We start from the raw sequence: 13,081 nt of genomic DNA on the forward strand, positions 1-13,081 counted from the left end.
GTATCTAACCTTACGATCTTTTTACATTTCTGGAATACGAATCAAAAGGGATTTGTCTATATACGCCAGGTCTTCTTCAGTTAAAAACATCAAAAGATTATCTCCATTATCTTGCGATGTGAAAATAGGTATTCCATCTTCGTTGATAATGTCAAAATGGAAAAAGGGAGATATGAACACGTGATTATCAGTCATGTTTTTTTGGAAAAATTCTATTACTCTCTTATTTATTTCCGCATTAACGATATGAAGTTCATCTGTATCTATTTCTTTATAAGCATTTTCGTCCGATTCAAAAATTTGCTTAATCCCATACTCTGAATAACCACTAGGAATATCATCTGGCCAATATTTTAGCTTAATTCTTTTCCCTTTTTTCAAAAAATGATTTGTGATGTTATTCCATGAATCTTTAATCAGTTTCTGTCTAGCTTCGTGCTTTTCCTCTGAATCTTCAATATTACTCGTATCAAGTCTAAAGTTAAATATATTGCTCACCCACTAATAAGAAAGATAATCGGCACTACTGAAAAAGCGGTGTTCACGATAAAATGACAAACGATGAGTGGAAATAATCTTTTCTGCTTGTAATAAATAATTCCACTGCCGACTCCCCAAAGAAAAAATGCGACAAAATAAACAACGGCTCCTTGCCAGCTAGGTGCGAGCATGATGTGCTGTAAGGCAAAACCTAAAGAAGGGATCACGATCGCTGGTGCAATTTTTAGATAGTGCTTGAGAAAAATGGGTTGTGCATATCCTCTGTACATCACCTCTTCAATCGGTGCATTTAAAAAAGGAAATATAAGAGCTACAAAGGCTGACAGCCATAATAACCATTCGGGGCGCGCGAAATTAAGATTTTCAGCATTTCCGGTGAATACAGTTTGAAAGTGCATGTAAAAATCCGAACCGAACATGATATACATAGTGACAAGAACAGCTGTGATAAAAGGAATATACAATACAAATAGCCATAAAAATCCGAAAAGGATATCCTTCCATACTCTCTCTCGTTGAAAGTCTACTAATTCCTTAAGGGAACGACTATCTTTTTTTAATATATGATGCAAAAGGATAAAACTTATGATGTTCACGATTGTAAAATAGATGGGTGAAATGTCATTGAGGAATGGAAACTGAAAGTCTAAGCCCATTAACATAAATAATATCGAAAAAACAAGTAAACCTATAATAAGCATTGGAAAACGAATGAAAGACACGATCCATGCATTTTTCATAGGTAACCCCCTAAAAAAACCTGAAAAAGGATTACGGTATCCATTATTCAGGTTAGCTTCTTTTAATATTCTATTCTAATATAATTCCAAAATACGTTTTTAATGCTTCCTTATATTCCTCATCCGTTTCTGGTGTAAAAGCTCGAACTGAATCGTTGGAAAAGATACGAAACTCTTTTCCATCTACTGAATTTCGTCCCTCAGCTGTACGGACTGCAACCATCGCATCGTTAATAAAGATGGAATCTGGAGCATTTTCACACCAAAATGAAGCCATAATGAAATCTTTCGGTAGCTGAGGTTCTTCTGTAAAGGAATAAAGTTGTCTCCATTCTCCTCGCTTTTTCTCTAATAACATCCATCCGAAGTATGGATCCATCTCTAATTTGTAAAATTCGTCACCTTGCTCATGAACAAGACCTTCAACCATTTCAATAGGTTGACGAGGAACGATTCCTCCTACGCCGACATCACATAAGAAAAACTTTCCGTCAGCTTCTACTTTTAAAACATGATGACGTCTTTTCGGAGGGGCGTTTGGCTCATCGCGCCAGAAACGTGCAAACAAGCTTGTCACCTTATAACCTAACTCCTGCAATAGCCAGCTGAAGAGCGCGTTCAATTCGAAGCAATAGCCGCCACGCTGACGAGTGACAATCTTGTCGTATAAATCCGGGATTTCTAATGATAACGGTATACTGTTTAAAATATCAAAATTTTCATAAGGAACCGTATGGAGATGGCATTCTTGTAACTTAGAAAGTGTTTTTGCACTTCCATCCAGTGGACCTGTGTATCCAATACGATTCAAATAAGCGCTTACATCGAGTTTGGTCTCTGTCATATCATCTTTACCCCTTTTCTCATAAAAATTATCTCTTCCAACACTATACCATTCATTGTCAAAAGGATAAATCCCGAAATAATAAGGTGCTTGTAATGTGTTGGTAATAAATCCAATATGATAACAAGTTTAAATTACTTGATAATGATTATCATTAGTAATTAGGCTCATTCCCTTTAGGTTTATGGTGAATGAAGCGAATTAACATTAATAATCATTATCAATTAGAAATAAAAATTCTCATTTAAATTTGACTTACCTGTTCCCTTTTAATATAATAGTCATATAATAATTATTATAAATTAGCTTTCGCAAAATACTAAGCTTATACGCAGGAGGTGCGGAAATGAGTGCTCTTGTACCATTTTTAGAGAACAGAAAAGAAGCGACGCAAGGAAGTATTTTGGAAAAGATTAAGGTTAATGGAGAGTTAATTGCGGCTATTACATGCGGCATCCTCATTTTTTTAGGATGGTTAATGGATAAGCATGGCTCTGCTACATCATCTGTGATTTTGTTTTTACTTGCTTTTGTCATAGGCGGATTCGCCAAGGCAAAAGAAGGTATTGAAGATACGATTGAAAATAAGGAATTGAACGTTGAGATGTTGATGATTATGGCTGCTATCGGGTCTGCCATCATTGGTTATTGGACGGAAGGTGCGATTTTAATTTTTATCTTTGCGTTAAGTGGCGCACTTGAAACATACACGATGAATAAAAGTCATAAAGAAATTTCCTCATTAATGGAACTGCAACCAGAAGAAGCGTTACGAATTACAGGGGATTATGAAGAAAGAGTTCATGTTTCAGAGCTTGTAATAGGAGATCTCATCTTGATTAAGCCTGGGGAAAGAGTCCCTTCAGATGGAGAGATCGTTAAGGGAACTTCTACTTTGGATGAAGCAGCGATAACAGGTGAATCCATTCCGGTATCTAAAGGGCTGAAAGATGAAGTTTTTGCAGGAACGGTCAACTTAAATGGTTCAATCACAGTACGTTTAACAAAGCCGAGTCACGAGACATTATTTCAAAAAATCATTGAATTAGTACAATCAGCGCAAAGTGAAAAATCTCCTTCTCAACTTTTTATTGAAAAATTTGAAGGGACATATGTAAAAGTAGTGCTTGCTGTTGTTGCATTAATGATGTTCCTTCCGCATTTTATACTTGGATGGAGCTGGACTGAGACTTTTTATAGAGCGATGATTTTATTAGTTGTAGCTTCTCCATGTGCCCTTGTAGCATCAATCATGCCAGCAACCTTGTCTGCCATTTCTAACGGAGCAAGACACGGCATTCTTTTTAAAGGCGGAGTTCATCTAGAACAACTAAGTGATTTACAAGCCATTGCTTTTGATAAAACAGGTACGTTGACAAATGGAAAACCTGAAGTGACGGATGTATTGGTTCAAGACGATCTTTCCTCCGATGAGGTATTACTAGTAGCAGCTTCTATTGAAAGGCATTCAAACCATCCGTTGGCGAACGCCATCGTAAAATATGCACAGCAAAGATTAAATGAGAAATTCATTGATCCAGATAGCATTGAAGATGTGCCAGGATGGGGAGTAAAAGCAAGAATTGATCTAATCGAATGGAAAATCGGAAAAAGCAAATTTGTAGGAGAAGAAGCAGTAAAACAGTTTAAAAATAATAAAGCAAAAGAATTAGCTAGAGAAGGAAAAACCGTAGTATTTATTCAAAGAGGCGAAGAGCTTGTTGGTATGATTGCCCTAAAAGACTTAGTACGTGCAGAATCTAAGAAAGCAATCGATCGATTGAAAAAACAAGGCTTGTACACGATTATGCTAACTGGCGACAATACCCAAACAGCACAAGCCATTGCTTCTGAGAGTCATGTCCAAGAATATATTGCCGAGTGCCTGCCTGAAAATAAAGTGGACCACATCAAGCAGCTAAAAGAGAAATATGGAAATGTAGCAATGGTAGGTGATGGTATCAATGATGCTCCTGCACTAGCCACTGCTAACGTAGGTATTTCAGTAGGAGATGGAACAGACGTCGCACTCGAAACAGCGGACATGATCCTTATGAAAAACGACCTTTCCCGTATATCTGACGCTGTTAACCTATCAAAACGAATGAACCGAATCATTAAACAAAACATTGTGTTTTCAATCGGTGTCATCATCTTACTGATTTTATCCAACTTCCTGCAAGTACTAGACTTGCCATACGGAGTCATTGGCCACGAAGGCAGTACGATATTAGTTATATTGAATAGTTTAAGACTGTTAAAATAGTGATTGAGTAAAGCGGTGGGGGTAGCCTCGCCGTTTTTATTTTTTTGCGTTAATCGAGGTGGCACTCTTTTATTGCAGTCACCCCGAATTTCTAATTAATGTGGGTAATGGACTAAATGCCGATGATTTATACCGTATTGTCTAATTTAAAGTCGTTAATGGACAAAGTCTGTGCTCGGACAAGTCTTTTGTCCAATATAAGGAGGATGATGGACTAAAGCTTGTGTTCAGATGAGGCTCTTGTCGGTTATAGAGTGGATATTGAAACTTGTATTTCAAGCTATATAAAATCACGCAGACACAGATTGTCGGATTTCCTGCCATCTATCATTAACTTCAAATTTTTAGAGAAGCCTTTCAATTTTAAAAGATAAGTGTAGAATTAAGGAAATAATAATGGTAGAAAGGAAGTTAGATTTGGTTTCTGCGCTTTTTTTCATAGGAATAATCGTTTTAGTTATTAGTGTTATCACCGGATTTTTAACAGGAACATTTTTCGGATTCATTGTTGCGCTTTTGAGCGGGATTGTGTCGGGTATGATATTTTTTGCATTATCACATATATTAAATAACCAGCAATCTATATTATTCAAACTACATCAGCTTGAAGAAATACATAAAAAACAAATGAAACAAGAAAAGAAAAAATGTTCTAATTGCAAGTATGAATATGAAAGCGATTTAGGTTCGTGTCCATATTGCGGAAGGAGAGAATGAAAGCATAAGGAAGAGGTATGTAACTTATGATAAACGTAAATAAACCAACGTTTTTAAAGGCGTTGCTTTTTCTTGTATTAATTTTCGGTATTGGCTTTATTTGGACTATAAGTGAAAAAATTAAAATCCAAGATTTAAATTTTAATATGTTTTTAACAATTATTATTTCTCTAATCTGCATTTTTCTCGGTATTTTATTAGAGTGGGAAAAAGTCACTCAACTTGTGAACAGCAAACCTGCCAAACGTAATAAGCTTTATATTCCGTCTCTTGTCTTATTTTTCTATGCGATGTTCCCGTGGTTTTTGATTTATATACTTGGGCATAGGATAGGGATTAGTATGATTAGCTTAGAAAAATATTTAGGATGGCTAATAGAACCAGGTCCTTCTCGGTTTATAATTAATTTGCTAACAGGTGTAATGATTGTTAGGTCATTTAATGGGGAAAAAAGAACTGATTATTAGTCTTTCTGAGTTATATTACTATAAAAATTAAAGAAGAAAAAAGATACTGGAATCAGACAATTTTTAGTATAGTTTCTATTTTTATTTGTTTTCTCATGTACATATCTTTTGGCTGGGATACACTGATAATAATACATACTTTCACAAAATCTTGGAGGAATGACAATGCTTGCAAAACTACAAAAAACAGATCAAGGTTATCTAGCTCAATTTAATCGCAACTTAAATCACCCAGTTGAAGACGTATGGGCTATGTTGACAGACAACGATAAATTAGCACAATGGTTTCCTGAACTTCGTGTAAAGGATCTTCGTGAAGGTGGGGCTTTTACCTTTAATATGGGAGAAGGAAACCTCATTGAAATGCCAATTCTCGAATTTAAGATGCACTCCGAATTAGAATTTACCTGGGCAGACGATGTCGTTCGCTTTGAACTTCATCCGGAGGCAGAAGGGTGTCAGTTGATTCTCAAAGAAAAGATTAATAAAATGACTGATCATACGCCGAGGGATCTTGCAGGATGGCATGTGTGTCTTGATGTGATTAGCGCATTATTGGATAGAAAAACCATAGAAAATCGTAAAGCAGAATGGGAGAAATGGTATCCAAAGTATGTTGAAGCAGTGGACGAAATAACCCAATCGTAAGGGAATAATTACATATTATCGTAGGACTGAGCCATAGGATCAGTCTTTTTTTATTAGGATAATATTGCCTAATATTGTAATTATTGCCTAATATAAAAGAGAGGTTATAGTTAATTCAATATCGGAAGCAGGTGTTGACATAATGAATACATACAATGTTCTTGTCGTTGATGATGAACAGGAAATTCGGGATGCGATTGAAATTTACTTAAAAAACGAAGGGGTCAAAGTATTAAAGGCAAAAGATGGTATCGAAGCACTAAATCTCCTCGAAGAATGCCAAGTCCATTTAATTATATTAGACATAATGATGCCAAAGCTTGACGGGATTTCCACTACATATAGAATACGTGAAAAGAAAAATATTCCTATCATCATGTTGAGTGCTAAAAATGAGGACACAGATAAGATACTTGGCCTTCAGGTCGGAGCGGATGACTATGTTACCAAACCGTTTAATCCTATGGAGCTTGTAGCTCGAGTTAAATCGCAGCTTAGAAGATATGTTACATTGGGAACATATGAGGGAGCCAATAAAGTAGTTGATTTAAATGGCCTTATATTAGATCCAATGGCGAAAGAAGTTACTCTCCATGGAGAAGTAGTTAAACTTACTCCCCTTGAATACAAAATTGTGGAACTCCTCATGAACAATGCTGGTCGAGTTTTTTCCATCAACGAAATTTATGAGAGGGTATGGAATGAACCCTCCTTCAACGCAGAAAACACCGTAGCCGTTCACATCCGGAAAATACGAGAAAAAATAGAGATTAATCCAAAGGATCCAAAATACTTAAAGGTGGTGTGGGGAATTGGCTACAAAATGGAAAAGTAGATTTCTAATGTTATTGTGGTCCACTTTCCTAACTATTGGCCTTACAGGTATATGTGTGCTTTTACTCTATGGTAAAGACTATATTTATCCTAATTATTTTCATACTCCCAAATTTCAAAATGAAATTAACGAGTTTTCCTACCTATTATATATATCCAATAATTTAGATTGGGAGTCTACAATGACCATTACCAATCAAGAAATTGAGGAATTTCGTAATCGATATGGAAACTTAGATAATGAAGTTAAAAAGATTCAAACACAATATAAAAATAGAATCAAAAGTGTACAGAATACAATAAATCAAGATACAGAAAATATCATCAAGTCAGAGAGAGACGACAGGATTGAAGATCTTTCAAAAATTTTTTCTAGTGATGATTATGTCCAAGAAAAAATTATTCAGGAAAAAGAGGAAAGGTACAAAGAATATCAACGAAACTTGGAAAACTATGATAGAAAGTTTAAATATTATTTCCGGAATAGCCAGACAGGGGAAATTTATACGAACTTATCATATTCTGATAGTCCTACTGTAGAAAACTATTTGAAAAACGATAATATGATATATATTACCGACTACATTGTATATGGGGATGACCCATCCATTTTCAACTTATCCAACAAGAATAAAATATCATTAGATAGCTATGATAGTTGGTATGAAGGGAAAATAGGGATTCCAAAATCGTTACCTTCTTATAGTCCTATTATAAGGGACAATAAAGAATATATGAAATCGCAGGTAGTTGTATGGTTGTTCGTCCTTTTGAGTATTGTTGCATCGATATTTTGTTATAACATTGGTAAGAAAATCAAAAGAAATTCATTTGGTTCAGAAAAAGCTGCAATATTTTATAACAGGATTCCAATAGACATACGTTCCGGTATATTTATCATAACAGGAACAGTTGGAGGGGTTTTCCTAGTAATTGGTACAAGACAATTACCGTACATATTACAAAACTCTTCTTTTCAAGGAAAAAGTACATTGGTCGCATTGGGACTTGCTGTTCTACCTGTAGGATTAACTGCTGTCCAAGGTGAATTTTTGTTCCGTGAAATATCTGAGTGGGAAAATTTTAAAATAAAAATCAAAGATTCATTTTTGAATAGAAAGGTTCAACAAGTACGGAATAATTTTCAAGACGCCTTTCTAAATCGTAGATCTGGAACGCAATTATTTCTGATTCTTGGATTGATTTTTTTCCTAGGAGCAGGATTGATAACCTTGTATATTCATCCGATTGCATTTCTTATTTACGCATTCATCTTAGTGATTATCGGTTTTCCATTAGTGACTGTACTAGTTAAAAAAGTAGGTTACTTCAATTATATTTTGGAAGCCACAAATACGTTATCAGTTGGAACATTAGATAGCGATATTCCTGTCAACGGAAAATTTGTCTTATCAACCATTGCTAGTAATCTAAATAGTATTAATCAAAAAGTTAAAACAACGCAAAGTGAACAAGTGAAAAGTGAACGTCTTAAAACGGAGCTCATTACAAATGTTAGTCATGATTTGCGTACTCCACTCACGTCAATCATTACTTATACAGATCTTTTGAAACAACGAAATTTGTCTGTAAAGGAGAGGGAGCATTATCTATATATAATTGATCAGAAATCGAAGAGGCTAAAAGTACTTATTGATGATTTATTTGAAGTATCCAAAATGGCTAGTGGAAATATTAAGTTAATCCTAGCGAAGGTGGATCTTGTTCAATTACTTCAGCAGGCACTAGGAGAATATAATGACAAGATTAAGGAATCTAGTTTACTATTCCGGGTGTCAAAACCAGAGAAACCTATCTATGCTAGTGTGGATGGGCAAAAACTATGGCGAGTATTCGAGAACTTAATCGGAAATATCTTGAAATATTCGTTGGATAACTCACGTGTATACATTTCTGTCTGCAAATCAGAGGCAGGAAACGAAGGATTCATTACATTTAAAAATGTGTCCAAATACGAATTGAATGGCAATCATGAAGAATTATTTGAGCGATTCAAACGAGGAGATATGTCGCGTCATACGGAAGGATCAGGGCTTGGACTTGCCATTGCAAAATCTATTGTAGATCTACATGATGGAAGTTTGGAAATCGAAACGGATGGGGATTTATTCAAAGTCACTGTCATCTTAAAGCTATACGAAGTGTAATTGGCTTTTTTAAAAGGATTATAAGACGTTACAACGTACATGAACACAATGAAACTATAAAAATAATATTGGAGAGATGAGGATGCTATGATTAGTATCCTCTTTTTTTATTTAATTCTACAGATCATTAGGGACATCATTTTACATCAATCTTAAGAAAGTCTTAAGAAATTTAATGAATATATATTAAGATTTACAATTTACGATGTTGTTACCTAGATTATGGGTTCACTTTATAGTTACTCCATCAAACTAGCAAGTCCATTTTTTGTCTGAAAATATACTTTCAGGAAAGGAGAACAGTCGTGAAAAAATTTATGATTTCTTTTTATTGTTTAATTTTGCTAATGGCTACTTCGGCTTGCCAGACATCAAAGGGGAGAGCTAACTATGAGAAAATTGATTCTGATTTAGGAGCTTATCTCCAAACTGTTACATTACCAAAAAACTTGACCATTGGCTTTAATCCTAGTGAAGTAAAAAAAGTTCAATCAGCTAAAACCTATATAGCTTCCATCCTAAAGTTTGACGAAAATAGGGTGATTGAGAATTTGTTGCAAACAGATATTATAGCTACCAATAATTACGCCGAAGGTCCTTGGTATGAGGCGGGTGACGATGAATTGAGGGAATATCTTAGCGTTTATGACGGTGGAAGAAGTTTAGGGATGAATTCAGGCGTGCAGGGAGGAATTTCTTATTCAGCAGTTAAAGATGGGATACATCTCGGTAGTAAGCTGTCAATACTAGTGGGAAATGCCCCGGGACCACCAGACAATAACGCGCAAGAATACGGATTTAACCTAAAAAGTGACTATGGTTCCTTTAAAAATCTATCTTTTAAGGACTACGATGATGTTCTTTCGGAATTAAAAGAAATTTTATCTGCTGTTGGTTTTCCTGAGTTTACAGTTGGGGAAACGTATTCACTAGATTTGCAAACTATGCTTGAGCATAGGGCTGTTTATCAAGAGGCAATAACTGATTTTAACAATGAGGACGAAAGTGAAGAATATACTTGGTCAAAGGACGATGAGGCATATTTATTTTTCTTTCAACAAGTAATTGATGACATTCCATTATCGAATATTTATTGGCAGAGGCCAAACCAATCAGCGTTACCTGAAGAGGTAGGTGCAACCTCTATTGAAGTTTTTTATTCTAAGGATGGTATTAGGAACATTATTGCCAAAGACTTATTGGATGTTAAGAAAAGTGTGGAGGAAAAAACACTCATAAGTACTGTCGATGCTTTAAAAAAATTAATTGATTCCTATTCAGAAATTCTACTTGAAAACAAAACCACAGTATTCTCTATGGAGTTATGCTACGTGGCAATCTTGAAAAGTGAAAGCAGCTTTGAACTTGTTCCTGCTTGGATTTTCGGCATTGCCGAAACATCCAGCTGGAAAGACCAGCGCAAGGGTAAAGATATTTCACTAGAATCATATAGTTATTATGTTTTGAATGCTATTAGTGGCGAAAGAATAGAAAAGGCAAGTGATATTCAATGAAGACATTTTCCCATCTTTTTATTGTTAACATCCGACAGGCAATCTTTTCTGTACGGTTTTTACTTAGTGCTTTAGGTGTTGCTGTAGCAATACTTTTTAGCATTGGGGGTTTAGTTGCTGAAGCGCATGATGTCTTATACCTCCTGATAATGGGGTTTGGTGGAGGAAATGTCGTCCTCATTATAGGAATTTTGCCACTATTTCCGTTTGCGACAACTTTTGCTTCCGAATGGGAGCAACGCTCAACTAGCTTTTGGATTATCCGTACGGGAGTTGGTTATTATTCAGTGTCAAAGGTTTTCGTAAGTGCTCTGTCCGGTTTTTTAACTACCGCAGTTGGCGTCATTTTATTTGTAGTAGCCATGCAAACGAAATTACCTTTATTTTCCTATAATAGTTCCGGAGATGGCTATTCAGTTTTACTAGATGCTAATAAACCTTTAGAATATTTGACTTATTTCGTTACTCACATTTCTCTAACCTCTGCTTTGTTTGCTGTGATTGCTTTATGGGTTTCAACTTATTTCCCTAATAAATCTGTGACGATAGCAGCACCTTTAGTTGTATATTTTGTCATAAATCGACTTACTACTGACTTAGATATTCCCCGATATTTTAAAGCTATGGGAATAGTAGAGGAAATAATTAGTATAGGCTCACCGCTGGCATCACTTTTACTGAAACTCGGAATTGTTTCTATACTGTGTTTGCTAATGGGATACGGAACGGTAAGACAAATACGAGGGAGGGTTCGGCATGAATAATCTTAAAGTGATTCTTCTTTGTTCTCAAGTAAACTTTCGGAAATGGCTAGTGAACCCGCGGATTTATACACTTGCTGTCATAACAATTGCCTTTTTATCCTATCATTCTTTGGGGTTATCAAAGTTTGCCGCAGAGAAAGAAATAGCCATAACACCATGGGTTTTTCCGTTTCTTAGTATTCCACCTACTATGCAGGTTTTTGCGTGCTTTATCGTATTATTATTCTGCGACGCTCCGTTTGCAGACAGACATATGCCCTTCCTCACGATCAGAACAAGTAGACGCAATTGGATAATTGGACAGCTAATCTATATTATACTAGCATCCTTTATCTATACTATCTTTGTATGTGTTATGTCTGCCATCGTATTAATTCCCAATCTTCAGTTGTCTACTGGCTGGGGCGTTTTGATTAAAACTCTTGCAGTAAAACCTGATATAGCACCTTCTGTATTGGTTTTCTTTGATGAAGAGATTATTAAAATGTTTTCTCCTATAAAGGCCATATTAATTAGCTCCGGATTGTTTTGGCTCGTGGCAGTATTTATTGGTGTCCTTATTTTTTTCTTCAATGTTGTAATTAAAAAAATGAGTGGATTGGTTGCAAGTGGTTTTTTCATTTTTATGTCTTTCTTTTCAATTATTCAAGGAATATTAATTTTTGGAGAGTGGATTCGCTACCTGTCACCTATTAGCTGGATGAATATCTCTTATTTGTACTGGAATGGTTTTGGCTTTGCCACTGCGTCACCTACTTTTGCTGTGCTTTGTCTTTTAATAGCAATACTTCTAATGGGTATTATCTCCACAATCGTATTTTGCAAAAAAGATATGAACATCCATGGATGGGGGGATTAATTTGGTGAAAAATATAGTAGAAGTTATCGATGCAGTTAAGAATTTCAAAGAGACAAAGGCATTAAAGCAAGTCTATATTAAGTTTGAAACAGGGAAGATTCATGGTGTTATTGGGCGGAATGGTTCAGGGAAAACGGTTCTATTTAAATGTATTTGCGGTTTTATGACTCTTGATGCAGGAACTATTTTAATAGATGGAATACCTGTAAAGCCAGCAGTTTCACAAGACATCGGAATAATAATAGAGGAGCCAGGTTTTATCGGCTCTCTAAGCGGATTCAAGAATTTAAAATTACTAGCATCCATACATAACAAAATATCAGATAACGAGATTCGTAAAACATTGGAACTTGTAGGACTTGATTCGAACAGTAAAAAGCACGTGAGCAAATACTCGTTGGGGATGCGTCACCGTCTTGGCATCGCACAAGCCATTATGGAAAAGCCAAAGCTATTAATTTTAGACGAACCGATGAATGGTTTAGACAAGCAAGGTGTGTTGGGAATTCGTGAAGTATTCAAGGAATTGAATCGAAAAGGGACTACCATTATTTTGTCTTCTCATTATGCAGAGGATATCGAGACGCTTTGTGATACTGTGTGTGAGATGGATAATGGGGTTTTAATTCAGTTAAGATAATGAATTTTAAAACTATATGGCTAAGACAAACCTCAAGCGACAATCATAGTCGCTTTTTTATTTGGTGGAAAAGTAGAATGGACTTTCCGTGCCCAATATTAAAAAACCTCTTGCCAACA

The 13,081-nt window shown here is 35.5% G+C and carries 13 protein-coding genes; 10 read left to right on the forward strand and 3 right to left on the reverse strand.

Features of this window, described 5'->3' with window-relative positions:
- Positions 1 to 21: 21 nt before the first annotated feature.
- The 3 genes from KHA93_RS19670 to KHA93_RS19680 all read right to left on the reverse strand — a co-directional run bounded on the left by KHA93_RS19670 (position 22) and on the right by KHA93_RS19680 (position 2,085).
- Entirely contained in the window at positions 22 to 498 is a 477-nt protein-coding gene (locus KHA93_RS19670; protein ID WP_213112260.1) for a hypothetical protein, read from the reverse strand.
- Positions 495 to 1,241: a CPBP family intramembrane glutamic endopeptidase gene (locus KHA93_RS19675; RefSeq protein ID WP_213112261.1), complete on the reverse strand. Its 747-nt coding sequence runs from the start codon at positions 1,239 to 1,241 to the stop codon at positions 495 to 497. Before KHA93_RS19675 ends, KHA93_RS19670 begins: the two co-directional genes overlap by 4 nt.
- 70 nt (positions 1,242 to 1,311) lie before the next feature.
- Positions 1,312 to 2,085, reverse strand: coding sequence for an arylamine N-acetyltransferase family protein (locus KHA93_RS19680; protein ID WP_213112262.1), 774 nt, complete (start codon positions 2,083 to 2,085; stop codon positions 1,312 to 1,314).
- 346 nt (positions 2,086 to 2,431) lie between these two features.
- Here KHA93_RS19680 and KHA93_RS19685 point away from each other — a divergent pair, with 346 nt between their 5' ends.
- From KHA93_RS19685 to KHA93_RS19730, 10 genes are all read left to right on the forward strand, one after another.
- Positions 2,432 to 4,351: a heavy metal translocating P-type ATPase gene (locus tag KHA93_RS19685; protein ID WP_213112263.1), complete on the forward strand. Its 1,920-nt coding sequence runs from the start codon at positions 2,432 to 2,434 to the stop codon at positions 4,349 to 4,351.
- A gap of 417 nt (positions 4,352 to 4,768) precedes the next feature.
- A complete protein-coding gene (locus KHA93_RS19690; RefSeq protein ID WP_213112264.1) occupies positions 4,769 to 5,068 on the forward strand; it encodes a hypothetical protein in 300 nt (99 codons plus the stop codon).
- Between the two features lie 26 nt (positions 5,069 to 5,094).
- Positions 5,095 to 5,535 carry a hypothetical protein gene (locus KHA93_RS19695; RefSeq protein ID WP_213112265.1) on the forward strand — a complete coding sequence of 147 codons (441 nt, stop codon included), beginning with the start codon at positions 5,095 to 5,097 and terminating at the stop codon, positions 5,533 to 5,535.
- A 165-nt stretch (positions 5,536 to 5,700) separates the two neighbouring features.
- Complete coding sequence (locus tag KHA93_RS19700) at positions 5,701 to 6,183, forward strand: SRPBCC family protein (protein ID WP_213112266.1); 483 nt, start codon at positions 5,701 to 5,703, stop codon at positions 6,181 to 6,183.
- 142 nt (positions 6,184 to 6,325) lie between these two features.
- A complete protein-coding gene (locus KHA93_RS19705; RefSeq protein WP_213112267.1) occupies positions 6,326 to 7,018 on the forward strand; it encodes a response regulator transcription factor in 693 nt (230 codons plus the stop codon).
- Positions 7,019 to 7,199: 181 nt separating this feature from the next.
- The gene (locus KHA93_RS19710) at positions 7,200 to 9,185 is read left to right on the forward strand and encodes a sensor histidine kinase (RefSeq protein WP_233711231.1); all 1,986 of its coding nucleotides are present in this window, start codon (positions 7,200 to 7,202) and stop codon (positions 9,183 to 9,185) included.
- Between the two features lie 305 nt (positions 9,186 to 9,490).
- Positions 9,491 to 10,699, forward strand: a complete 1,209-nt coding sequence (locus KHA93_RS19715; protein WP_213112269.1) for a two-component system regulatory protein YycI — start codon at positions 9,491 to 9,493, stop codon at positions 10,697 to 10,699.
- Positions 10,696 to 11,463 (forward strand): hypothetical protein, encoded by a 768-nt coding sequence (locus KHA93_RS19720; protein WP_213112270.1) that lies wholly within the window; start codon positions 10,696 to 10,698, stop codon positions 11,461 to 11,463. The genes KHA93_RS19715 and KHA93_RS19720 overlap by 4 nt, the downstream gene beginning before the upstream one ends.
- Positions 11,456 to 12,322, forward strand: coding sequence for a hypothetical protein (locus tag KHA93_RS19725; protein ID WP_213112271.1), 867 nt, complete (start codon positions 11,456 to 11,458; stop codon positions 12,320 to 12,322). The genes KHA93_RS19720 and KHA93_RS19725 overlap by 8 nt, the downstream gene beginning before the upstream one ends.
- A gap of 4 nt (positions 12,323 to 12,326) precedes the next feature.
- Complete coding sequence (locus KHA93_RS19730) at positions 12,327 to 12,962, forward strand: ABC transporter ATP-binding protein (RefSeq protein ID WP_349772322.1); 636 nt, start codon at positions 12,327 to 12,329, stop codon at positions 12,960 to 12,962.
- The last annotated feature ends 119 nt before the right edge of the window (positions 12,963 to 13,081 follow it).

Origin of the sequence: Lederbergia citrisecunda (genome assembly GCF_018343695.1) — a bacterium.
GTDB lineage: Bacteria > Bacillota > Bacilli > Bacillales > Bacillaceae_C > Lederbergia > Lederbergia citrisecunda.

Bases quoted from the DNA above. Each gene is read 5' to 3' on its own strand.
- KHA93_RS19675 (WP_213112261.1), bottom strand. From the start codon at position 1,241: ATGAAAAATGCATGGATCGTGTCTTTCATTCGTTTTCCAATGCTTATT.
- KHA93_RS19680 (WP_213112262.1), bottom strand. From the start codon at position 2,085: ATGACAGAGACCAAACTCGATGTAAGCGCTTATTTGAATCGTATTGGA.
- KHA93_RS19685 (WP_213112263.1), top strand. From the start codon at position 2,432: ATGAGTGCTCTTGTACCATTTTTAGAGAACAGAAAAGAAGCGACGCAA.
- KHA93_RS19695 (WP_213112265.1), top strand. From the start codon at position 5,095: ATGATAAACGTAAATAAACCAACGTTTTTAAAGGCGTTGCTTTTTCTT.
- KHA93_RS19700 (WP_213112266.1), top strand. From the start codon at position 5,701: ATGCTTGCAAAACTACAAAAAACAGATCAAGGTTATCTAGCTCAATTT.
- KHA93_RS19705 (WP_213112267.1), top strand. From the start codon at position 6,326: ATGAATACATACAATGTTCTTGTCGTTGATGATGAACAGGAAATTCGG.
- KHA93_RS19710 (WP_233711231.1), top strand. From the start codon at position 7,200: ATGACCATTACCAATCAAGAAATTGAGGAATTTCGTAATCGATATGGA.
- KHA93_RS19720 (WP_213112270.1), top strand. From the start codon at position 10,696: ATGAAGACATTTTCCCATCTTTTTATTGTTAACATCCGACAGGCAATC.
- KHA93_RS19725 (WP_213112271.1), top strand. From the start codon at position 11,456: ATGAATAATCTTAAAGTGATTCTTCTTTGTTCTCAAGTAAACTTTCGG.